This is a genomic window from Atlantibacter sp. RC6 (assembly GCF_014193285.1).
GTDB lineage: Bacteria > Pseudomonadota > Gammaproteobacteria > Enterobacterales > Enterobacteriaceae > Atlantibacter.
The window spans coordinates 381,317-403,076 of sequence record NZ_JACHZE010000001.1; the positions used below are offsets into that span (position 1 = coordinate 381,317).

Below are 21,760 nucleotides of genomic sequence, written 5' to 3' on the forward strand. Positions count from 1 at the left end.
GCCTGAATCAGCAACGAATACAGCCCGCTTCGGCGGGTTTCTTTTTGCCTGGAGGAAATGATGTTCTTTATATCTGGCTTCATATTGAAATTTAAGAACGCCAAGGCTGTAGTTCGCCAAATTCAAAGCGGTGAATGGGATGGCATAGTAAACGTGATAGGTGGAGAAATTTATACCGCAGAAAGAAACGGTTATCGCTTGTGGTTAGCAAACGGGCCTTTTTTCTGCGAAATAGACGAGTTCAATGGCGAAAAATGCGCGCCGGCTTTTGGTTTGGTATGGAGGCACTATGTGTGGTGGATGGCCGCGAGAAGTATCCGATTAAAAAAGCACGTTCCGATTCTTTAAAAGCCGCAGACCAGCGGCTTTTTTATTGCCTGGAGATAACCAATGGGAAGCGAAAAACCCTTTCTGAAAGTGGCTGAGTTCGCAGAGAGAATAAATGTATCGCCCAGCACTATCTACCGCAATCCGGCTCGCTACCACATGTTCAAGGTCGGAGGGTCATGGCGGGCCAATGAAGAAAGCGTGGAAAAATTCTCCAGAACACCTAACAATGTCTTCCGGCTGGCTGTGGTCGGTGAGGAGTCAAAGAAATGCCGATCTACAAGAGAGGGAAAAACTACTGGGTTGATATCTCAGCTCCAGACGGATCGAGAATTAGACGCTCTGCTGGCACCGAAGAGAAAGCAAAGGCTCAGGAGTACCACGACAAGATAAAACATGAGTTGTGGGAGATGACCCGCTTAGAGAAACAGCGGGAACATCTGTTTGAAGAAATCGTCGTGTTGGCGCTTAAGGATGCAGAAGGACAGGCGCTGTACGACACCAAGAAAGGGTATGCCAAGTACTGGTTGTCAGTGTTCAGGGGAAGGAATATCACCGGGATTAAGGGTGATGAAATTGCCCGGAAAATGCCGACGCATTCTCAGCATAAATCCAGAAAGCGTCTTGAGAACGGTACGATTAATCGCTACCGGGCGTTTATCGTCAGGGCGTTTTCTCTGGCCTTAAAACATGGATGGATAACGCATCGGCCCTATGTCCCTGAGTTGAGGGAGCCAAAGGTACGCGTTCGATGGATAAGAAAGTGGCAGGCAAGAAACCTGATTGATGCGATGCAGTCTGATGTGATGAGAAGAATTGTCTCCTTCGCCTTACTTACCGGAGCAAGGCGAGGAGAGATTCTTTCTCTGACATGGGAAAACGTGGACATGGAAAACAAGAACGCCATTGTCACGGCAGAAAATGCGAAATCAGGACGCGCCCGCCCTCTTCCTCTTAACGATGAGGCGATATGCATTTTACGAGAATGCGATATGTCATGCGAATTCGTTTTCACGGTAGATGGTCAGAGACTAACCGATATCGACAGGGCTGAATTTTCCAGGGCTCTTGAGATTTCTCAAATCACGGATTTCAGATTTCATGATTTGCGACATACCTGGGCAAGCTGGCATATCCAGAACGGAACACCCCTGATGATGCTGAAGGAGATGGGGGGATGGGAAACGCTTGAGATGGTGAAAAAATACGCACATCTGAGTGCTGAACATTTAAACAAATTCGTAGGCTCTGTCACGTTTCTGGCACATGAAAATGAGATTGAGCTGAGAAGGAATTTAAAAAGTGCGGCAACTTCATGATTGGAATGTATATTTATTTATCACATCAAGCGCTGTTAATTTCGTAAAATAGATTTTTACTCTGATTTAGCCGGATGGTGACTTGCCTGAATATAGCCGGGACTATAACATGCCGTGAGGGTTTCGGAATATCATCCCACCGTTGTGGGGATTATAACTGAATTGAGTAAGGCCAGGATGTCAAACACGCCCATCGAGCTTAAAGGCAGTAGTTTCACGTTATCAGTGGTTCATTTGCATGATGCGCACCCTGAGGTGATTCGCAAAGCGCTGGAAGATAAAATCGCTCAGGCACCGGCCTTTTTGAAAAACGCGCCCGTCGTGGTCAATATTTCAAATCTGGAAGGCCATGTTAACTGGCAGGCATTACACGATGTCGTGCTGGGCAGCGGCCTTCATCTGGTCGGCATCAGCGGCTGCAAGGATGACGCGCTGAAAGCTGAAATCAGCCGTGCCGGCATTGCGTTGCTGACCGAAGGCAAAGACAAACCCGCTCGTCCCGTTTCTCCCCCCGCTCCCGAACCTGTTGCGACACCTGGCACAAAAACACGCTTAATCGATCTGCCGGTACGTTCCGGGCAGCGTGTTTATGCGCCAAATTGTGATTTGATAGTCACTAACCACGTGAGCGCTGGCGCGGAGCTTATCGCCGATGGCAATATCCATGTCTACGGCATGATGCGCGGACGGGCGCTGGCGGGTGCCAGCGGCGATCGGAATGCACAAATTTTTTGTACTAACCTTGCGGCGGAGCTGGTCTCCATTGCGGGGGTTTACTGGCTGAGCGATCAGATCCCAGCCACTTATTCTGGCAAGGCGGCACGACTGCAACTCGCAGAAAACGACTTGACCATTCAACCATTAAATTAAGCCCTTTTAACAAGGAATTCCTTTATGGCACGCATTATTGTTGTTACTTCGGGTAAAGGGGGCGTTGGGAAGACCACCTCCAGCGCGGCCATCGCTACGGGTTTGGCCCAGAAGGGAAGAAAAACCGTTGTTATCGATTTCGATATCGGCCTGCGTAATCTTGACCTGATCATGGGATGTGAACGTCGTGTCGTATATGATTTTGTTAACGTCATCCAGGGCGATGCCACGCTGAACCAGGCGCTGATCAAAGATAAGCGCACTGAGAGCCTCTACATTCTTCCCGCTTCGCAAACCCGCGATAAAGACGCGCTGACCCGCGAGGGCGTGGGTAAAGTGATTGATGAACTGAAAAGCATGGACTTTGAGTTTATCGTCTGCGACTCCCCGGCGGGTATCGAAAGCGGCGCGCTGATGGCGCTCTATTTTGCCGATGAAGCGGTGATCACCACTAACCCGGAAGTCTCCTCGGTGCGTGACTCTGACCGCATTCTGGGTATTCTGGCCTCTAAATCCCGCCGCGCCGAAAACGGCGAAGCGCCGATTAAAGAGCATCTGCTGCTCACTCGTTATAACCCAGGCCGCGTCAGCCGCGGCGACATGCTAAGCATGGAAGATGTGTTAGAAATCCTGCGCATCCCGCTGGTAGGCGTGATCCCGGAAGATCAGTCAGTGTTGCGTGCATCTAACCAGGGCGAGCCGGTGATCCTCGATCAGGACTCCGACGCCGGTAAAGCGTATGCCGACACCATTGAGCGTCTGCTTGGAGAAGAACGTCCTTTCCGCTTCATTGAAGAAGAGAAGAAAGGTTTCCTCAAACGCCTGTTCGGAGGATGATTTATGGCATTACTCGACTTTTTTCTTTCGCGTAAAAAGAATACTGCCAGTATCGCGAAAGAACGTTTGCAAATCATTGTTGCGGAGCGACGCCGCAGTGATTCAGAACCGCATTATTTGCCGCAGCTCAAGCGCGATATTCTTGAAGTGATTTGCAAATATGTGCAGATCGATCCGGAAATGGTCACCGTACAGCTTGATCAAAAAGGTGATGACATTTCGGTGCTGGAACTTAACGTAACGCTGCCGGAAGCGGAAGAAACAAAATAACCTTTTAAGAGCCCTCTTATTTCCTTCGAAAATAGAGACGGCTGTTATTTTGATTCGTTGGCAACGATATAAAAAAACCCTGTGAATATACACAGGGTTTTTTGTTAATAGCGGCTTAATAGTTCTCTTAACGCTGGCCCGAATAATTCGCCGCGCCAGCCGCTAATTAATTCTGGCAGCGTCGTGTTCGGTTTAAGCTGCCAGTGCCAGTTGAGTAACTGATTAATCTGGCGGCGCGAAGCCAGTAATTCCGCGCTCACGCCCTTCGCTTCGCTGGTGGCCTGAACCAGCGCCTTGATCTCTTTAAACACTTTACGATAACCGGGCATATCAACCAGATTGGCAATCGGCTCCGGGAGTTCGGACTCCGGCAACGCCTGCGCCTGCGCCACTAAGGCCAGCAAGGTTTTGCCGTGAAAACGAATTTCACTGCCCGACAGCCCCAGGCTGTCTAACTCGCCCAGCGAGCCCGGCATATAGCGCGCCACCTGCCAGAGATGCTCTTCGCGCACCACAAAGTTCAGCGCCAGATCGCGTTCGCGCGCCTTTTTCAGCCGCCATGCCGCCAGCAGTTTTAAACATGCCAGCTGGCGAGTACGCAGTTGCCAGGCGTTGCCGATATCGCGCCAGACTTCATCAGGGTTAGCCTGTTCGCTACGGCGCGTCATCATCAGGCGACACTCGTCCAGCGCCGCTTCCAGCCAGCCGGACTCCCGGGTTTTTTCCACCAGTTGGATGGCGATAGGCAGCAGATACCAGACGTCCGCCGCCGCGTAGTCGCACTGACGCTCCGTCAGGGGACGCGCCAGCCAGTCGGTGCGCGATTCGCTTTTATCCAGCGCAATGCCGGTAAAACTCTCCACCAGCGCCGCAAACCCGCATGACAGCGCGTGACCGGAGAAGGACGCCAGAATTTGGGTGTCGATAAACGGCTCCGGCATCATGCCGAACGCGTTCTGGAACACTTCCAGATCTTCGCTACCGGCATGCAGGAATTTGGTCACGTTAACGTCCTGCAGCAGCGCTTTAAAGGGTGCCCACTCGGTGATGGTCAGCGGGTCGATCAGCGAAACCTGCTCGCCGTCGTAGAGCTGGATAAGCCCCAGTTGAGGATAATAGGTGCGGGTGCGGACGAATTCGGTGTCCAGCGCCAGCGCCGGGTGACGACGCGCCGCTTCACAGCAGGCGGCCAGCGCGTCGTTGGTGGTGATCATCTGATAATTCAAATTACTTTCTCTTTGGTTTGCGCCAAAAAAAACGCCGGTTAACCGGCGTTTGGCGACTGTCTCGGAGCTCAGGCGTTATTGTTGCCTGGCTTGCGTGCTTCGTCACGCAGTTCTCGTCGTAAAATCTTTCCAACGTTGGATTTCGGGAGCTCGTCGCGGAATTCTACCAGCTTCGGCACCTTGTAACCGGTCAAATGACGGCGGCAGAAGGTGATCAGCGACTCTTCGGTCAGCGCCGGATCTTTCTTCACCACGAAGATTTTCACGGTTTCGCCGCTGGCGCCGGACGGGACGCCCACCGCCGCCACTTCGCTGACGCCGTTATGTTGCATCACCACGTCTTCGATTTCATTAGGATAAACGTTAAATCCGGACACCAGGATCATGTCTTTTTTGCGATCCACAATGCGCAGGAAGCCTTCGTCGTCCATCACGGCGATATCACCGGTCGCCAGCCAGCCGTCTTTGATGATTTCGTCAGTGGCGTCCGGGCGCTGCCAGTAGCCTAACATCACCTGCGGCCCGCGAATGCACAGCTCGCCCGGCTCGCCGTGCGGCACTTCATTGCCCTCGTCGTCAATGAGCTTCGCTTCCGTAGACGGCACCGGCAGGCCGATGCTGCCGCTGTGGTAGTCGATATCATGCGGGTTAACGCTCACCAGCGGCGAACACTCGGTCAGGCCATAGCCCTCAAGCAAAAATTGCCCGGTGAGTTTTTCCCAGCGCTCCGCCACCGCCTGCTGAACCGGCATACCGCCGCCCGCAGAGAGGTGCAGCGTGGAAAAATCGAGCTGGTGGAATTCTTTGTTGTTCAGCAGCGCGTTAAACAGCGTGTTTACGCCGGTCATGGCGGTGAACGGGTACTTCGCCATCTCTTTCACCAGACCCGGAATATCGCGCGGGTTGGTGATCAGCAGATTCTGGCCGCCGAGTTCGATAAACAGCAGGCAGTTCATGGTGAGCGCGAAGATGTGGTACAGCGGTAAGGGCGTGACCACAAACTCTTTGCCCTGGAACAGCAGCGGCCCGTAGGTGGCTTTCACCTGCTCCAGGTTAGCGAGCATATTGCGGTGGGTCAGCATCGCGCCCTTGGCGACGCCGGTGGTGCCGCCGGTGTATTGCAGGAAGGCAAGATCGTTGCCGGTCACTTCCGGCTTGATGTACTGCATCCGGTAGCCGTTATGCAGCGCGCTACGGAATGAAATGGCGTCCGGCAGATGGTATTTCGGCACCAGCCGCTTGATGTATTTAACCACAAAGTTGACCACCGTGCCTTTGGCGGTGGAGAGCTGGTCGCCCATGCGGGTCAGGATCACGTGCTTAACCTGGGTGCGGTCAACGACTTTTTCCAGGGTATGGGCGAAGTTGGAAACGATCACGATGGCGCTGGCGCCGCTGTCATTTAGCTGATGCTCGAGCTCGCGCGGGGTGTACAGCGGGTTAACGTTCACCACGATCATCCCGGCGCGCAAAATCCCGAACAGCGCCACCGGATATTGCAGCAGGTTAGGCATCATCAGCGCCACGCGATCGCCCTTTTGCAGCCCCAGCCCTTCCTGGAGATAAGCGGCGAAAGCGCGGCTACGCTCTTCCAGCTTACGGAAGGTCATCACCTCGCCCATATTGATAAAGGCGGGCTGGTCGGCGTAACGCGTCACGGCCTGCTCAAAAAGTTCTACCAGGGATTGATAACGATCGGGGTCGATTTCAGCCGGAACATCGGCCGGATAACGGTTAAGCCAAACCTTCTTCAATGCATCACCTCTGAAAGTAGTATTCGTCGTCATCGCAACCCCAATAATAAAAACATGTCGTTAACATAATATTAACTCAGCGTACCAGTTTATTAATTAGGCTGATTTAAGGATGCGAAGCGCGTCACTATTTATTTTTCTTATGTCCTGAAAACGAACAGACAGCGGACCTGCCGCTGTCTGTTATTACCGCAAAACAAAGGGTTACTCGGTCACAATGGTCTGAACCTGAGCCGGGCCGGGATTATACCAGCCCCATGGACCATAACCATAGCGCCACGGGTACGGGCCGAACCAGGGATCGATGGGTTGCGGCGGCATCACCACCTGCTGGGTGATATGCCAGCGCTTATAACCTGTCACGTCCATGGTCATAAACTTATACGGCGTTGCGCCGACTTTCCCATCCACCGCGCCGGTAATCGTGCCGAGTACCGTCACCAGTTGACCACGAAAGTCTACCGGATCGAGGAAGCCGTTCACGTCGGCATAAATACGCCCACGCGAAGGCTCGCCCAGCACCGGACGTGCGCCGCTGTCGAGCGGCACGGTGGCGATTTCCAGCCGGGTTTTGCCCTGCTGGTTGAGAATACTCACCACTTTACCGCCGAAACGCGCTTCTTGCCCGACGTACAGGCGCGGCGCGTCCATTACGGCAGCCAGATCCTGCTGGGGCATCTGGCTGGAGCCTTTGATAGCGTCCGGGATCGAGACGCATCCGGAGAGCACCAGCGCGCCTGCCGCCATCAGCCATATGCGAAACATCGTTTTTTGCATCGCCATTGTTGACTCCTTAACCCGACGCGCCGCGTCAGGCGATTACGCTCTGCCTGGCAGTTTTTTCCAGGCGACTTCATTGCGCAGATAAACCGGTTCGGCCTGTTCAACCGGCACCGTTTTCTGTTGTTCAAAAGCCTGCGCTGCCAGCGGCAGCATGTCTTCAGCGGCGGGCAGTTGAATACCGCCGTCTACCAGCGTCACGCTGCTACCGTTAGCCATCTCGGGCCAGGCCTGCCAGCCGGTACCGACCGTTGCCCATTCTCCGCTTAATTCCATCAACCGCGCGTTAACCACTTCCGGCTTTAACACGGCTTCTGTGTGTTCGCCATGCCAGACGCCGTGCTCATCACGCTGGTACTCCGCCCAGTAGACTTCGCCCATACGCGCGTCAATGGCGGCCAGCACGCGGGTCGCGCCGGTTTTGCGGTACGCGCCCTGGGCCATGGTGGCGAGCGTCGACACGCCGATCATCGGCAGTTCCGCGCCCAGCGCCAGGCCCTGAGCGATGCCGATACCGATGCGCACGCCGGTAAAACTACCGGGGCCGCGGCCAAACGCCAGCGCGTCAATCTCAGACAAGGAAACCGCACACTGGTTCAGAAGTGACTGAACCAGCGGCAAAATTCGTTGGGTGTGCTCACGTTGGCACAGCTCGAAATGAGCATGAGTGGTGTCGTTATCCTGTAGCGCTACGGAACAGGCTTCGGTGGCGGTGTCTATGGCCAGAATTCGCATATCTTTTCGCACTCTCGCGAGGTGGGGTCATCTAAAAATGGTGCGCATCTTACCATAGTCTGGCACAAATTACTCCGTCACGGGGGTGGCGAGAAACGCGGCGGCGCGGGTAATGTCGCGGGTACGCGGCGCAGGCGGCAGGCTCGCCAGGAACACCGCGCCATAAGGACGCATCACCAGCCGGTTGTCGCAAATCACCAACACGCCACGGTCGTCGACGTCGCGGATCAAACGCCCGACGCCCTGCTTCAGGGTGATGACCGCATCCGGCAGTTGCACTTCGTCAAACGGATCGCCGCCGCGCAGGCGGCAATCTTCCATGCGCGCTTTGAGCACCGGATCGTCCGGCGAGGTGAACGGCAATTTATCGATGATCACCAGCGACAGCGTATCGCCGCGCACGTCCACGCCTTCCCAGAAACTGCTGGTCGCCACCAGCAGGGCATTGCCTGCGTCGACAAACTGTTGCAACAGTTGGCCTTTGCTGGTTTCGCCCTGCAATAGCACTGGCAGCGTCAGCATGGCGCGGAACTGCTCCGCCAGATCGCGCATCATGGCATGAGAGGTACAGAGCATAAAACAGCGCCCGTTGTTGGCCTCGATCATTGGTTTCAGCATTCTGGCCAGATGACGCGCCGCGCCGGGCTGGTTGGCCATTGGCAAGCCGCGCGGCACGCAAAGCAACGCCTGTTTCTGGTAATCAAATGGGCTGGGCAGCAGCAGGGTTTCCGCTTCGCTGATGCCTAACCGATCGGTGAAATGGTGGAGATCGTCATTCACCGACAGCGTGGCGGAGGTGAAAACCCAGGTGCCGGATTTTTGCGCCATCACCTCGGTAAACTTATCCGCCACGTTCAGGGGGGTCAGCGCCAGGGTGAAATGGCGTGAATTGCACTCGTACCAGTAGCTGAAGCCCGGCGTGTTGATCTCTTTAAGCCGCTTCAGACGGGCGCGATACAGGGTGGCGCGCTCAAACGCCGCATCCAGCAGCGCCGAGCGGCCCAGTGACAGCTTCGCCACGTCGTAGCACAGCTCCAGCGCATCATCGAGCAGCACCAGCGCCCGCTGGATAGCGGGATCCGCCAGCAATTCGCGCAGATTACCGCGAAAGCCCGGCTCCCCCAGTTGCAGGCGGAAATCCTGCGCGCTCTGGGCCAGCCGGTCGGCGCATTTTTGCAGTTGCTGGGTATCTTTGACTTCGGTGCGGTAGGCGATGGTGATGTCTTTTGCCAGATCCTGAAGCTGACGGCTGGACAGCGACTGGCCGAAATACTGGCTGGCGATATCGGGGATCTGGTGCGCTTCATCGAAAATGGTCACGTCCACTTCCGGGATCAGCTCGGCGAACCCACTCTCTTTGACCACCATATCCGCCATAAACAGATGATGGTTGACCACCACCACGTCGGCCTCCATGGCGTTTTTACGCGCTTTCACCACGAAGCAATCTTTGTACAGCGGGCAGTCCGTCCCGAGGCAGTTATCGTTGGTGCTGGTGACCAGCGGCCAAACCGGGGCATCTTCCGCCACGCTGGCGCAGGTGCTGATGTCGCCGTCATAGGTTTGATTGGCCCAACTGCGCAGCAGGATCACGTCACTCAGCGTCTGGACCGGCAGATCGCCCCCGGCCAGCGCCTGCTGTTCCAGGCGTTCGAGGCACAAATAGTTAGAGCGCCCCTTGAGCAGCGCCAGTTTACCTTTATAGTCCAGGGCGCGGGCGACGGTAGGCAGGTCGCGGCTGTAAAGCTGATCCTGAAGGGCCTTGGATCCGGTGGAGATAATGACTTTCTTTTCCGAGCGCAGCGCAGGGGCCAGATAGGCGTAGGTTTTCCCTGTGCCGGTTCCGGCTTCGACCACCAGCGGGGTTTGCGTCTCGATCGCTTTCGCCACGGCCTGCGCCATCAGACGCTGCGGTTCACGCGGTTTAAAGCCTGGTATCGCTTTTGCCAGTTGCCCGTCGGTTGCGAAATCGTCCGTCACATTTTCTTCAGCCACACTGATGTCCGTCACACTACCCCCTGGATAAATTGCCAGTGATTATGTCAGGGGCGCGCGGCTTTCGCCAGCCAAAGAGATGACGCGACGCTCCCAATATGGCAGTCTGGCACTCTTTGAAAACCATAAGGACATAACGATGACAATCCTTCGCATCAATCCGGAAGCCCGCTGGTCCGACGCCGTGATTTACAATCAGACCCTCTACTATACCGGCGTGCCGGAAAATACCGATGCCGATGCCGATGCGCGTGCCCAGACCGCCAATATTCTGGCGCAGATCGATGAAATGCTACAGGCCCAGGGCAGCGACAAAACCCGCATTCTCGACGCGACGATTTTCCTCGCCGATCGCGCCGACTTTGCGCAAATGAATCAAGCCTGGGACGCCTGGGTGGCTGCCGGTCATGCGCCGGTGCGCTGCACGGTGGAAGCGAAACTGATGAAGCCGCAATACAAGGTGGAGATTAAAATTATTGCGGCGGTGTAATTGCCATGTCTTAGCGAGCGATTATTCGCTCGCTGTGCGCTTTATATAAGACCATTATTTTTCATTAAGCGTCGCCATGATTTCCTCCCATCCTGTAGTTGCTTTATCTTTTTCTACCTCTCATTTATTGTTGAAGAACTCATTTGGCGAACCCTGGCGTGCTGCGTATGAACATTCCCGGAAAAATAATAAATCTGCGATTGGTTGTACAAACCATAATTAACGGAGAGCGAAAAGCAGCCCTCCGGCGTGAATCACTCATATAGCCAGCGGCCCGCTCTGGCGGACTCAATAAGCATATTGATGGTCAGCGGTTTTTCGTCTTTGCGGTGTTTAGCAAAATAAATCTTAAAATTTAAATCTTCAAAATTTAGGCCAAATTCATCAAAGATTTCCAGCAACAGATCTGCCGCTTCGATAGGATCCATGTTAAGTGAATGATTCAAAGAAGTTTCGCCGGTCAAGGGCTTAACTTTGAAGGCAGACCATGTAATGCCATTCCATGGTTTAATAATCTCATAAATCCGTTTTTCGATAGCATCTACCATATTTTGTCATTTCCTCTGGCTATACGGTTGTAATCTCTTACAGTGTGATAAGAAATTTGCCAAACATCCGAGGCAAGTATACTCCAGCCAACAACCGGAACAGCTCTACCAGCAAAATATACGTGGTATGTATTAATTGACTTAACTTCTGGATAATTAAAAAATTCATTAAAAATATTACCAGAGCAACAGACAAGTATCTTTGTTACCCTTTTCAATGAACTTATCACACCTGTTAAGGTTAAAAGATTTTAATTACTAAATAAGCACTTCTTTTCATGCTTCTTTGCTTATCGCTCTCCCGGCACCATTTGATGGCGCCGGATTTTGCGACGATCGACAACATCTTATTCTTCGTCGTCTTCATCTTCAAAACGGGCGACGATGCGGTCGCCCTTATGGGACGCGCGAATTTCTTCCGCCACCTGGGCGATAGCCTGGCCGCTGCTTAATCCCTGCGCCATCAGTTCCTGAATCCGCTCGACCGCCTGCTGCTGCTGTTCATGGGTGAGTGAAGGTAATCCTGCAAACATGGTTGACTCCTGTTACATTGCTGACGGTTATTATTTCACGTTGCCCGGATTGCGCCAACCACGGCGCACAGGCAACCCGTGTTGATGAGTTTAGCGATGCAAACAATCCACTCCTCCGGCCTGAAGTCGGTTACGCTGCCCTGGCAATCTGATGCGCTGTTGACCCGTTTTGCCACCCTCCACCATCAGCCCTGGGCGATGCTGCTGCATTCCGGTTTTGCCGACCATGCCCATAACCGGTTTGATATTCTGGTGGCCGATCCGAAAATCACGCTGCAAACGGTCGGTTCCTCAACCGATATCGACACCGGCGACCCGATCCAGACCTCAAATGACTGCCCGTTAGCGCTGTTAAAATCTGCGCTGGCGTCGCTGAATATTCATCCTGACACCGCCTCTGACCTGCCCTTCCAGGGCGGCGCGTTGGGTTTGTTCGGCTACGACCTTGGGCGACGCTTTGAAAAACTGCCGGTAATAGCCAGCCAGGACATCCACGCGCCCGATATGGCGGTGGGGATTTACGACTGGGCGCTGGTTGCCGATCACCATCGCCAGACCCTGACGCTGATAAGCTGGGATGACGCCGAGGCGCGCCTCGCCTGGCTGGAGCAGCAATGTGCGCCAGAGCCCGCGCCGTTTGCGCGCACCTCTGACTGGTCAGCGAATATGAGCCGCGAAGAATACGGCGCTAAATTCCGCCAGATTCAGGCTTACCTGCAAAGCGGCGACTGCTATCAGGTCAATCTGGCGCAGCGTTTTCAGGCCAGCTATCAGGGGGATGAATGGCAGGCGTTTTTGCAGCTCAATGCCGCCAATCGCGCGCCGTTCAGCGCCTTCTTACGTTTGCCGGACCAGGCGATACTCAGCTTGTCGCCGGAGCGCTTTATTTTGCTGGAAGGCGACCAGATCCAGACGCGCCCGATTAAAGGCACCCTGCCGCGCCTGGCTGATCCGCAACAGGATGCGTTACAGGCGCAAAAACTGGCCGCATCGCCCAAAGACCGGGCGGAGAATTTAATGATTGTCGATCTGCTGCGTAACGATATCGGACGCGTTGCACTGCCGGGCAGCGTCAGGGTGCCGGAGCTGTTCGTGGTGGAGCCTTTCCCGGCGGTGCATCATCTGGTGAGCACCATTACCGCCACCCTGCCCGCCACGCTTCACGCCACCGACCTGCTGCGCGCCAGTTTCCCCGGCGGCTCGATTACCGGCGCACCCAAAGTCCGGGCGATGGAGATTATTGAAGAGCTGGAGCCCCAGCGGCGTAATGCCTGGTGCGGCAGCATCGGTTACATCAGCTTCTGCGGCAATATGGATACCAGCATTACCATCCGCACCGTGACCGCGCAGCATGGGACGTTGTACTGCTCGGCGGGAGGCGGCATCGTGGCGGACAGTGACGAAGCGGCGGAATATCAGGAAACTTTTGATAAAGTTAATCGTATCCTTAATCACCTGTGAAGGAGCCTCATGAGTAATCCGCCGATGACGCTGGACAGTTTTTTAGCCCGTTTTCAGTTATTACGCCCGGAGATCAGCCGCCATTCGATTAATCAGCGCCAGGCTGCGGTGCTGGTGCCCATTGTCCGCCGCCCGGTTCCCGGTTTGCTGCTCACCCAGCGTTCAACGCGGATGCGCAAACACGCCGGACAGGTGGCCTTCCCCGGCGGCGCGCGCGATCCGCAGGACAGTTCTCTGATTGCCGCCGCGCTGCGCGAAGCCCAGGAAGAGGTGGCGATCCCGCAGGAATTGGTCGAAGTGATTGGCGTATTGCCCACCGTGGACAGCGTCACCGGTTTTCAGGTCACGCCGGTGGTGGGCATTATCCCGCCTGACCTGCCTTATCGCGCCAGCGAAGAGGAAGTGTCTGCGGTATTTGAGATGCCGCTGGATGAGGCGCTGCGCCTTGGTCGCTACCATCCGCTGGATATCCACCGGCGCGGTAACGATCACCGCGTCTGGCTGTCATGGTATGAGCACTACTTTGTCTGGGGCATGACGGCGGGCATTATTCGTGAACTGGCTCTGCAAATCGGCATGAAACCTTAACTATAATAACAGCATAATCCCTGTTTTTTGTGGGGTCTGGCGACACTTTATTAGGGAATATTGTCTGAAGCATTAGTTTTATTCATGTGAATAATTAACTGTGCCGAACAATAAACTCTTAAAATAAGCGTTGTTCTAACATCGTCACCCAAAAGGGTGCCCCTGGCAGGAGTTTTTACTGTGATTAGTATATTCGACATGTTTAAGGTGGGCATTGGCCCCTCCTCTTCCCATACCGTTGGACCGATGAAGGCAGGGAAGCAGTTCGTCGATGATCTGGTCGAAAAAGGATTACTGGAAAACGTGACCCGCGTAGCGGTTGACGTTTACGGCTCGCTTTCTCTTACCGGCAAAGGCCACCATACCGATATCGCTATCATTATGGGCCTGGCGGGTAATCTACCTGATACCGTTGATATTGACAGCATCCCGGCGTTTATCCGCGATGTTGAAACCCGCGAGCGCCTGCTGCTGGCTCAGGGCCGCCACGAAGTGGATTTCCCGAAAGACAACGGCATGCGTTTTCAAAGCGACAACCTGCCGCTGCATGAAAACGCGATGCGCATTACCGCTTATAGCGGCGACAAAGAAATCTACAGCAACACCTACTATTCCATCGGCGGCGGATTTATCGTCGACGAAGCCCACTTCGGTAAAGACGCCAGCGGCGACGTTAGCGTCCCGTATCCGTTTAAATCCGCTCAGGCGCTGCTGGATTACTGCAATGACACCGGTTTGTCTGTCTCCGGCCTGGTGATGAAAAACGAGCTGGCGTTGCATACGAAGCAGGAAATTGAACAGTATTTCGGCAACGTATGGCGCACCATGCAGGCCTGTATCGACCGCGGTATGAATACCGAAGGCGTGCTGCCTGGCCCGCTGCGCGTGCCGCGTCGCGCCTCTGCGCTGCGCAGAATGCTGGTGTCCAGCGATAAGAACAATAAAGACCCGATGACCGTGATCGACTGGGTCAATATGTTCGCGCTGGCGGTAAATGAAGAAAACGCCGCGGGGGGCCGCGTCGTGACCGCGCCGACCAACGGGGCCTGCGGTATCGTTCCGGCGGTGCTGGCTTATTACGATCACTTTATCGAACCGGTGACGCCGGATGTGTATATCCGCTACTTCCTGGCCTCCGGGGCGATTGGCGCGCTGTACAAAATGAACGCGTCAATTTCCGGTGCCGAAGTGGGTTGCCAGGGTGAAGTGGGTGTGGCCTGCTCCATGGCGGCAGCCGGTCTGGCGGAAATTCTCGGCGCCAGCCCGGAACAGGTGTGCGTGGCGGCGGAAATTGGCATGGAGCATAACCTCGGTCTGACCTGCGACCCGGTCGCGGGCCAGGTACAGGTGCCGTGCATTGAGCGTAACGCTATCGCGTCGGTTAAGGCGATTAACGCCTCCCGTATGGCGATGCGCCGCACCAGCGCGCCGCGCGTCTCGCTGGATAAAGTCATCGAGACCATGTACGAAACCGGTAAAGATATGAACGCCAAATACCGCGAAACCTCGCGCGGCGGGCTGGCGATTAAAGTCCAGTGTAACTAAGCATTGAGCGCCGCATTCGCGGCGCTTTTTTTATCTGTCGCGGTTTCGTCATAAATAATCCCCACTACACTTTCAATGTTCACTTCTCCACCCTCTGGGGAAGTCTTGAGAGGCTACGGAGATGCAAACAGCCCAGCGCATCATTTACCATTACCGACGCAGACGTCTGATCCTTTGCATCATTCTGGCCATTCTGACGCTTATCGTGACGCTGGGCCTGCGCTATGTCACCGAGCGCAGCGACAACCGCCAGGAAATTGACGAGTACAGCCAACGCGCCGTTACCTCTCTGGAAAAAGTGCTGGAACCTATCGAGGTGGCGCGCAAATCACTGGTGACCTTGCCCGGCATCCCCTGCGATATGACGCAGTATCAGCTACGCGAGCAGGCGGCGCGCCTGCAAACGGTTCGCTCCATCGCGCTGGTAAAAGAGGGTACCCTGTATTGCTCCAGTATTTTTGGTCAGCGCGATATTCCGATTAATCAATTGCAGCCTAAACTGCCTTCGGTCTACCCGCTGATGACGCTTTCCACCGCCGGATCGCTGTTAAAGGGTTCGCCAATTTTGCTGCTGTGGGAGCCGTCGAGCCTGGACGGGCAAAGCGGCGTCATGCAGGTGGTGAATATTGAGCTGCTGGCAGGGCTGACGCTTCAGCCGCGCCCCCCCTTAATCACCCAGGCGGTGCTGAATGTGGCAAATCAATATCTGGTCGGCCCGACCATTTACGATAACCAACTGCCGCTTGCCAGAGGCCACGTTGAGCATCGCTATCATTCCAGCCGCTACCCGTTTGCGGTGATCGCCACCGGCCCGTCACCGGAGAGCGTCGCGCTACAAAGCCTGCCCGCTCAACTCCCGCTGGCGCTGATGCTCAGCCTGCTGATCGGCTATATCACCTGGCTTGCCAGCGCGACGCGGATGAGTTTTTCCTGGGAAATTAACCTCGGCATCGCCGCCCGGGAGTTTGAAGTATTCTGCCAGCCGCTGGTGCGGGCGCGCGACCGGCACTGCGTCGGCGTGGAGATCCTGCTGCGCTGGAACAATCCGCGCCAGGGATGGATCTCCCCGGACGTGTTTATCCCCCTCGCCGAGCAGCAAGATCTGATCGCGCCGCTTACCCGCTATGTGCTGATGGAAACCGTGCGCCAGCTGCATCTTTTCCCGGCATCGGAGCAGTTTCATATCGGCATTAACGTGGCGGCCAGCCATTTTCATCAGGGGGTGATTGTTGATGATTTGCGCCGCATCTGGTTTGCAAAGCAGCCTAAACAGCAATTGATGCTGGAACTCACGGAACGCGATGCGCTACCGGATATGGATTACCGGGTAGTGCGCGAGCTGCACCAGATGGGCGTGGAGCTGGCGATTGACGATTTCGGTACCGGCCAGAGTTCGCTGGCCTATCTGGAGCGCCTGCACCCCAATGTGCTGAAAATTGATAAAAGCTTTACCGCCGCGATAGGTACCGACGCGGTGAACTCCACGGTGACGGATATTATTATCGCGCTGGGCAAACGGCTGCGAATCAATCTGGTGGCGGAAGGGGTAGAAACAGAACAGCAGGAAGGGTATTTGCGCCGTCACGGCGTGGCGATACTGCAGGGATATTTATACGCAAAGCCGATGCCCATCGCCGATTTCCCGCGCTGGCTGGCAGGTGACTTACCGCCACCTGCCACTCACAACGATCGGCCTGTATCCGCTTTAACGCTGCGCTGATTACTCTTCTTCGTCGTGTTCGGGTTCGTCTTTGACCACCCGGACCAGATCCACGCGATAATCGTTAGCTTCAACGATGGTGATGCGCAGCGGCGCAACGTCCAGCACATCGCCGACGCGCGGGATTTGGCCGTTAACCGCAATCACCAGACCCGCTACGGTGGCAATGTCGTCTTCATCGTTCACCAGCGTAGAAACGTTTACATGCTGCTGTAGCGCGTGCAGATCAGTACCGCCTTTAACCAGCCAACCATCGCCATCCGCCACGATTTCCGGGGTTTCGTCCGCATCCGGGAATTCACCGGCAATCGCTTCCAGCACGTCCAGCGGCGTCACCAGGCCCTGCACCACGCCAAATTCGTTATTAACAATAACGAAGCTGCCGCGGGCGCGACGCAGCACGCCTAACAGGTTGATCGGATCCAGGGTTTCCGGCACCACAATCGCCGGAGACTGCGCCGCGATTGCCGCCACGTCCACGCCCTCTTCCAGCGCCACCAGCAGTTCTTTGGCGCGTACGATGCCGATAACTTCATCCAGCTCGCCACGGCATACCGGGAACAAACTGTGCGGCGAGGACAGGAGCTGCTCGCGGATTTCATCTACGCTCAGTTCCGCATCCACCCAACTGATTTCGCCGCGCGGCGTCATAATGCTGCGCAGGGAACGCGACGCCAGGGTCAGTACGCCGTTAATCATGTAGCGTTCTTCATGGGCGAAGGCTTCTTCCGGGATCGGCACCATGGCCGTCCCTTCCGCTTCCGGCTGAACATTCCCTTTTTTGCTGCCGCCCATCAGGCTCAGGATCGACTGCGCGGTTCGGGCGCGCAGCGGCAGCCGCGACTGGTGCTTAACGAAGTTGCGACGGGCAATCTGGTTAAACAGCTCAATCAGGATTGAGAAGCCGATAGCCGCGTACAGATAGCCTTTCGGAATATGGAAACCGAAACCTTCCGCCACCAGGCTCAGACCGATCATCAGCAGGAAGCTGAGACAGAGCACCACCACCGTCGGATGCTGGTTCACAAATCGCGTCAGCGGTTTAGAGGCCAGCAGCATGACCGCCATGGCAATAATCACCGCCGCCATCATCACCGGCAGATGGTTCACCATCCCCACCGCAGTAATCACCGCGTCGAGAGAGAACACCGCATCAAGGATAACAATCTGCAGCACCACTACCCAGAAGCTGGCGTAGCCTTTGCCATGGGCGCCGTCATGCTGCTTATTCTCCAGCCGTTCGTGCAGTTCGGTGGTGGCCTTAAACAGCAGAAACAGGCCCCCGAGCAGCATAATCAGATCGCGGCCAGAGAAGGTGAAATCCATCACGCTGAACAGCGGGCGCGTCAGCGTAACCATCCAGGAAATTAACGACAACAGGCCCAGACGCATAACCAGCGCCAGTGACAAACCGATTAAACGGGCTTTGTCACGCTGCTTCGGCGGCAGTTTGTCCGCGAGGATGGCGATAAACACCAGGTTATCGATACCAAGAACGATTTCCAGTACCACAAGCGTCAGCAAACCCGCCCAAATCGAGGGGTCCATTAATAATTCCATAGCAAGCTCCAGCTGAAGGAATGACTAAACGGCACCGCACAATTCGCGGGCGCAAGAACAGTAGCTAACATTAGGTGTGATGCGTCGGTATGACGAGTGGCCTGAGAACAGGCGGAAGTGAAGTGACGTCGGTGACGGTCCATACGGTGGGCTGCTGCCCGCTACTCCTGATAGTGAATAAGAAGCATACATTAGCAAAGGGAATCAGCCTTTTGCAAAGATTTACCAGAATTTGCAATTTTGCTGACACAGTTATCGTTGATAGTTTTTTGCAGCCATTTTTACGAACCGGCTTAAGCTAAATTACGGATCTTCATCACATAAATTATTTTTTCACTATCTAAAATAAATCACGGATTAGGCATTTGTCTCAATAAACCCCTTATCTGAATCGATTCGGTAAGCCAGTTATGATTCGCGATGCTCTCGTTACGAGGGTGTTAAAACAATAAAGGAGGTAGCACATGACTATTGCTATTGTCATAGGCACTCACGGTTGGGCCGCTGAGCAACTGCTCAAAACCGCCGAGATGCTGTTGGGCGAGCAAGAAAATGTGGGTTGGATTGATTTTGTTCCCGGTGAGAACGCGGAAACACTGATCGAAAAATACACTGCCCAGTTATCGAAACTCGATACCAGCCAGGGCGTGCTGTTTCTCGTCGATACCTGGGGCGGCAGCCCATTCAACGCCGCCAGCCGTATTGTCGTCGATAAAGAGCACCATGAAGTAATTGCTGGGGTCAACATTCCCATGTTGGTTGAAACCTTAATGGCGCGCGACGATAACCCATCATTCGATGAACTGGTCGCGCTGGCGGTAGAAACCGGCCGCGAAGGCGTGAAAGCGCTGAAAGCGAAACCGGTTGAAAAAGCCGCCCCTGCCGCAGCCCCCACCGCGGCTGCCGCGGCACCGAAAGCCGCGACGCCGGCAAAACCTATGGGCCCGGAAGATTATATGGTGATCGGCCTTGCCCGTATCGATGACCGTTTAATCCACGGCCAGGTCGCCACCCGCTGGACGAAAGAAACCAACGTTTCGCGCATCATCGTAGTCAGTGATGAAGTGGCGGCGGACACGGTGCGTAAAACGTTGCTCACCCAGGTCGCCCCGCCCGGCGTGACCGCCCACGTGGTGGATGTCGCCAAGATGATCCGCGTCTACAACAACCCGAAATACGCGCGGGAACGCGTGATGCTGCTGTTCACCAACCCGACCGACGTGGAGCGCGTGGTGGAAGGCGGCGTAAATATTACTTCGGTGAATATTGGCGGGATGGCCTACCGTCAGGGCAAAACTCAGGTGAATAACGCGGTTTCCGTGGACAGCAAAGATATCGACGCTTTCAACAAACTGAACGCGCGCGGCATTGAGCTTGAAGTCCGCAAAGTCTCCAACGATCAAAAACTGAAAATGATGGATTTACTCCGCAAAGTGACGCCATAACCGCGGAACCCGAATGAGGTTTTTCAGCTTTCACACTTAAGTCTGTCAATGTTATAGGAGAAGTACAATGGAGATTACCACTCTTCAGATTGTGCTGGTGTTCATCGTTGCGTGTATCGCGGGTATGGAGTCGGTACTCGATGAATTTCAGTTTCACCGTCCGCTTATCGCCTGTACCCTCGTCGGGGCCATACTGGGCGATATGAAGACCGGTATCATTATCGGTGGTACCCTGGAAATGATCGCCCTCGGCTGGATGAACATCGGTGCGGCGGTAGCCCCTGATGCCGCGCTGGCGTCCATTATCTCAACCATTCTGGTTATTGCCGGCCATCAAAGCATCGGTGCTGGTATCGCGCTGGCGATCCCGCTGGCGGCGGCAGGCCAGGTATTGACCATTATCGTGCGTACTATCACTGTGGGCTTCCAGCACGCGGCGGACAGCGCGGCGGAAAAAGGCAATCTCACCGCCCTGTCGTGGATCCACGTTTCCTCGCTGTTCCTGCAAGCCATGCGTATCGCTATCCCGGCGGTGATCGTGGCGGTGTCCGTGGGCACCAGCGAAGTGCAGAACATGCTGAACGCCATTCCTGAAGTGGTGACCAGCGGTCTGAACATCGCAGGCGGCATGATTGTGGTAGTAGGTTACGCAATGGTCATCAACATGATGCGCGCGGGCTACCTGATGCCGTTCTTCTATCTTGGCTTCGTCACCGCGGCGTTCACCAACTTCAACCTGGTTGCCCTGGGTGTGATTGGCGCGGTTATGGCCATCCTCTACATCCAACTTAGCCCGAAATACAACCGTTCCGCCGCCGCGCCTGCACCGGCCGCTGGCGCTAACGATCTTGATAACGAACTGGACTAACAGGTGAGCGAAATGGTTGATATGACAAAAAGTACGGCGACTACCGGTGAGAAAAAGCTCACCCAAAGCGATATTCGCGGCGTGTTTATTCGTTCTAACCTGTTCCAGGGTTCATGGAACTTCGAACGTATGCAGGCGCTGGGTTTCTGCTTCTCGATGATCCCGGCGATTAAACGCCTTTACCCGGAAAACAACGAGGCGCGCCGCCAGGCAATTAAGCGCCACCTGGAGTTTTTTAACACCCATCCTTACGTGGCTGCGCCGGTTCTGGGCGTAACCCTGGCGATGGAAGAGCAGCGCGCTAACGGCGCAGAAATTGACGATGGCGCGATTAACGGGATCAAAGTTGGCCTGATGGGGCCGCTGGCGGGGGTTGGCGACCCGATTTTCTGGGGTACGGTGCGTCCGGTATTTGCAGCGCTGGGCGCGGGTATCGCCATGAGCGGCAGCCTGCTGGGGCCGTTGTTGTTCTTTATCCTGTTTAACGCGGTGCGCCTTGCGACGCGCTATTACGGCGTGGCATACGGCTACCGCAAAGGGATCGATATCGTTAAGGATATGGGCGGCGGCTTCCTGCAAAAACTGACCGAGGGGGCGTCAATTCTCGGCCTGTTTGTGATGGGGGCGCTGGTCAACAAATGGACGCATGTGAATATCCCGCTGGTGGTCTCGCGGATCACTGACCAGACCGGCGCGGAAAAGGTCACCACGGTGCAAACCATTCTCGACCAGTTGATGCCAGGCCTGGTGCCGCTGCTGTTGACCTTCGCCTGTATGTGGCTGTTGCGTAAGAAAGTCAACCCGCTGTGGATTATCGTTGGCTTCTTCGTAATCGGTATCGTTGGCTATGCGATCGGGCTGCTTGGGCTGTAAGATACGGTTTTCCTGA

General features: G+C 55.2%; 21 protein-coding genes and 1 pseudogene. 13 read left to right on the forward strand and 9 right to left on the reverse strand.

Annotation, left to right across the window (positions count from 1 at the left end):
• The first annotated feature begins 60 nt into the window (after positions 1–60).
• The 5 genes from FHW74_RS01960 (at position 61) to minE (ending at position 3,623) form a co-directional block, all read left to right on the forward strand.
• Positions 61–348 carry a hypothetical protein gene (locus FHW74_RS01960; RefSeq protein WP_183168906.1) on the forward strand — a complete coding sequence of 96 codons (288 nt, stop codon included), beginning with the start codon at positions 61–63 and terminating at the stop codon, positions 346–348.
• 248 nt (positions 349–596) lie between these two features.
• Positions 597–1,646: a site-specific integrase gene (locus tag FHW74_RS01965; protein ID WP_183168907.1), complete on the forward strand. Its 1,050-nt coding sequence runs from the start codon at positions 597–599 to the stop codon at positions 1,644–1,646.
• Positions 1,647–1,823: 177 nt separating this feature from the next.
• Positions 1,824–2,516 carry a septum site-determining protein MinC gene (minC, locus tag FHW74_RS01970; RefSeq protein ID WP_183169427.1) on the forward strand — a complete coding sequence of 231 codons (693 nt, stop codon included), beginning with the start codon at positions 1,824–1,826 and terminating at the stop codon, positions 2,514–2,516.
• A gap of 24 nt (positions 2,517–2,540) precedes the next feature.
• A complete protein-coding gene (minD, locus tag FHW74_RS01975) occupies positions 2,541–3,353 on the forward strand; it encodes a septum site-determining protein MinD (protein WP_183168908.1) in 813 nt (270 codons plus the stop codon).
• A 3-nt stretch (positions 3,354–3,356) separates the two neighbouring features.
• Positions 3,357–3,623 carry a cell division topological specificity factor MinE gene (gene minE, locus FHW74_RS01980; protein WP_125291965.1) on the forward strand — a complete coding sequence of 89 codons (267 nt, stop codon included), beginning with the start codon at positions 3,357–3,359 and terminating at the stop codon, positions 3,621–3,623.
• A gap of 104 nt (positions 3,624–3,727) precedes the next feature.
• Here minE and rnd read toward each other — a convergent pair whose 3' ends face one another.
• The 5 genes from rnd to FHW74_RS02005 all read right to left on the reverse strand — a co-directional run bounded on the left by rnd (position 3,728) and on the right by FHW74_RS02005 (position 10,098).
• A complete protein-coding gene (gene rnd, locus FHW74_RS01985; protein WP_255459840.1) occupies positions 3,728–4,849 on the reverse strand; it encodes a ribonuclease D in 1,122 nt (373 codons plus the stop codon).
• 68 nt (positions 4,850–4,917) lie between these two features.
• Complete coding sequence (gene fadD / locus FHW74_RS01990; protein WP_183168909.1) at positions 4,918–6,603, reverse strand: long-chain-fatty-acid--CoA ligase FadD; 1,686 nt, start codon at positions 6,601–6,603, stop codon at positions 4,918–4,920.
• A 204-nt stretch (positions 6,604–6,807) separates the two neighbouring features.
• Entirely contained in the window at positions 6,808–7,386 is a 579-nt protein-coding gene (locus tag FHW74_RS01995) for a Slp family lipoprotein (protein ID WP_183168910.1), read from the reverse strand.
• Between the two features lie 36 nt (positions 7,387–7,422).
• Entirely contained in the window at positions 7,423–8,118 is a 696-nt protein-coding gene (gene tsaB, locus FHW74_RS02000) for a tRNA (adenosine(37)-N6)-threonylcarbamoyltransferase complex dimerization subunit type 1 TsaB (protein WP_183168911.1), read from the reverse strand.
• Positions 8,119–8,187: 69 nt separating this feature from the next.
• Positions 8,188–10,098: an ATP-dependent DNA helicase gene (locus FHW74_RS02005; protein WP_183169429.1), complete on the reverse strand. Its 1,911-nt coding sequence runs from the start codon at positions 10,096–10,098 to the stop codon at positions 8,188–8,190.
• Positions 10,099–10,252: 154 nt separating this feature from the next.
• Here FHW74_RS02005 and FHW74_RS02010 point away from each other — a divergent pair, with 154 nt between their 5' ends.
• Positions 10,253–10,603, forward strand: coding sequence for a RidA family protein (locus FHW74_RS02010; RefSeq protein WP_183168912.1), 351 nt, complete (start codon positions 10,253–10,255; stop codon positions 10,601–10,603).
• Between the two features lie 254 nt (positions 10,604–10,857).
• Here FHW74_RS02010 and FHW74_RS02015 read toward each other — a convergent pair whose 3' ends face one another.
• The 3 genes and pseudogenes from FHW74_RS02015 to FHW74_RS02020 all read right to left on the reverse strand — a co-directional run bounded on the left by FHW74_RS02015 (position 10,858) and on the right by FHW74_RS02020 (position 11,684).
• A complete protein-coding gene (locus tag FHW74_RS02015; RefSeq protein ID WP_183168913.1) occupies positions 10,858–11,151 on the reverse strand; it encodes a DUF1493 family protein in 294 nt (97 codons plus the stop codon).
• Positions 11,145–11,267 (reverse strand): annotated as a pseudogene (locus tag FHW74_RS22975) (STM2901 family protein); the annotation flags it as partial. The pseudogene FHW74_RS22975 and the gene FHW74_RS02015, both read right to left, overlap by 7 nt.
• Positions 11,268–11,498: 231 nt before the next feature.
• A complete protein-coding gene (locus FHW74_RS02020) occupies positions 11,499–11,684 on the reverse strand; it encodes a YoaH family protein (protein WP_183168914.1) in 186 nt (61 codons plus the stop codon).
• A 96-nt stretch (positions 11,685–11,780) separates the two neighbouring features.
• Here FHW74_RS02020 and pabB point away from each other — a divergent pair, with 96 nt between their 5' ends.
• The 4 genes from pabB (at position 11,781) to FHW74_RS02040 (ending at position 16,998) form a co-directional block, all read left to right on the forward strand.
• Positions 11,781–13,145, forward strand: a complete 1,365-nt coding sequence (gene pabB / locus FHW74_RS02025; protein WP_183168915.1) for an aminodeoxychorismate synthase component 1 — start codon at positions 11,781–11,783, stop codon at positions 13,143–13,145.
• A gap of 9 nt (positions 13,146–13,154) precedes the next feature.
• Positions 13,155–13,733, forward strand: a complete 579-nt coding sequence (locus FHW74_RS02030) for a CoA pyrophosphatase (protein WP_183168916.1) — start codon at positions 13,155–13,157, stop codon at positions 13,731–13,733.
• 180 nt (positions 13,734–13,913) lie between these two features.
• On the forward strand, positions 13,914–15,278 hold the full coding sequence (gene sdaA, locus FHW74_RS02035) for an L-serine ammonia-lyase (protein WP_183168917.1): 1,365 nt from the start codon (positions 13,914–13,916) through the stop codon (positions 15,276–15,278).
• Positions 15,279–15,399: 121 nt separating this feature from the next.
• Positions 15,400–16,998 (forward strand): EAL domain-containing protein, encoded by a 1,599-nt coding sequence (locus tag FHW74_RS02040; RefSeq protein WP_183168918.1) that lies wholly within the window; start codon positions 15,400–15,402, stop codon positions 16,996–16,998.
• On the opposite strand, the gene yoaE is transcribed toward FHW74_RS02040, so the two are convergent.
• Positions 16,999–18,558: a CNNM family cation transport protein YoaE gene (yoaE, locus tag FHW74_RS02045; protein ID WP_183168919.1), complete on the reverse strand. Its 1,560-nt coding sequence runs from the start codon at positions 18,556–18,558 to the stop codon at positions 16,999–17,001.
• A 464-nt stretch (positions 18,559–19,022) separates the two neighbouring features.
• Between yoaE and manX the strand changes: the two genes are divergently transcribed.
• The 3 genes from manX to FHW74_RS02060 all read left to right on the forward strand — a co-directional run bounded on the left by manX (position 19,023) and on the right by FHW74_RS02060 (position 21,744).
• Positions 19,023–20,003 (forward strand): PTS mannose transporter subunit IIAB, encoded by a 981-nt coding sequence (manX, locus tag FHW74_RS02050; protein ID WP_183168920.1) that lies wholly within the window; start codon positions 19,023–19,025, stop codon positions 20,001–20,003.
• 67 nt (positions 20,004–20,070) lie between these two features.
• Positions 20,071–20,871, forward strand: coding sequence for a PTS mannose/fructose/sorbose transporter subunit IIC (locus FHW74_RS02055; RefSeq protein ID WP_183168921.1), 801 nt, complete (start codon positions 20,071–20,073; stop codon positions 20,869–20,871).
• Positions 20,872–20,883: 12 nt separating this feature from the next.
• Positions 20,884–21,744: a PTS mannose transporter subunit IID gene (locus tag FHW74_RS02060; RefSeq protein ID WP_167509382.1), complete on the forward strand. Its 861-nt coding sequence runs from the start codon at positions 20,884–20,886 to the stop codon at positions 21,742–21,744.
• Positions 21,745–21,760: the final 16 nt, after the last annotated feature.

Coding starts and splice junctions, on each gene's coding strand:
- FHW74_RS02040 (WP_183168918.1), top strand. CDS start 15,400: ATGCAAACAGCCCAGCGCATCATTTACCATTACCGACGCAGACGTCTG.
- FHW74_RS02015 (WP_183168913.1), bottom strand. CDS start 11,151: ATGGTAGATGCTATCGAAAAACGGATTTATGAGATTATTAAACCATGG.
- FHW74_RS01960 (WP_183168906.1), top strand. CDS start 61: ATGTTCTTTATATCTGGCTTCATATTGAAATTTAAGAACGCCAAGGCT.
- FHW74_RS02010 (WP_183168912.1), top strand. CDS start 10,253: ATGACAATCCTTCGCATCAATCCGGAAGCCCGCTGGTCCGACGCCGTG.
- pabB (WP_183168915.1), top strand. CDS start 11,781: ATGCAAACAATCCACTCCTCCGGCCTGAAGTCGGTTACGCTGCCCTGG.
- FHW74_RS02060 (WP_167509382.1), top strand. CDS start 20,884: ATGGTTGATATGACAAAAAGTACGGCGACTACCGGTGAGAAAAAGCTC.
- FHW74_RS02020 (WP_183168914.1), bottom strand. CDS start 11,684: ATGTTTGCAGGATTACCTTCACTCACCCATGAACAGCAGCAGCAGGCG.
- FHW74_RS02030 (WP_183168916.1), top strand. CDS start 13,155: ATGAGTAATCCGCCGATGACGCTGGACAGTTTTTTAGCCCGTTTTCAG.
- minE (WP_125291965.1), top strand. CDS start 3,357: ATGGCATTACTCGACTTTTTTCTTTCGCGTAAAAAGAATACTGCCAGT.
- manX (WP_183168920.1), top strand. CDS start 19,023: ATGACTATTGCTATTGTCATAGGCACTCACGGTTGGGCCGCTGAGCAA.
- FHW74_RS01965 (WP_183168907.1), top strand. CDS start 597: ATGCCGATCTACAAGAGAGGGAAAAACTACTGGGTTGATATCTCAGCT.
- tsaB (WP_183168911.1), bottom strand. CDS start 8,118: ATGCGAATTCTGGCCATAGACACCGCCACCGAAGCCTGTTCCGTAGCG.
- yoaE (WP_183168919.1), bottom strand. CDS start 18,558: ATGGAATTATTAATGGACCCCTCGATTTGGGCGGGTTTGCTGACGCTT.
- minD (WP_183168908.1), top strand. CDS start 2,541: ATGGCACGCATTATTGTTGTTACTTCGGGTAAAGGGGGCGTTGGGAAG.
- FHW74_RS02055 (WP_183168921.1), top strand. CDS start 20,071: ATGGAGATTACCACTCTTCAGATTGTGCTGGTGTTCATCGTTGCGTGT.
- FHW74_RS01995 (WP_183168910.1), bottom strand. CDS start 7,386: ATGGCGATGCAAAAAACGATGTTTCGCATATGGCTGATGGCGGCAGGC.
- minC (WP_183169427.1), top strand. CDS start 1,824: ATGTCAAACACGCCCATCGAGCTTAAAGGCAGTAGTTTCACGTTATCA.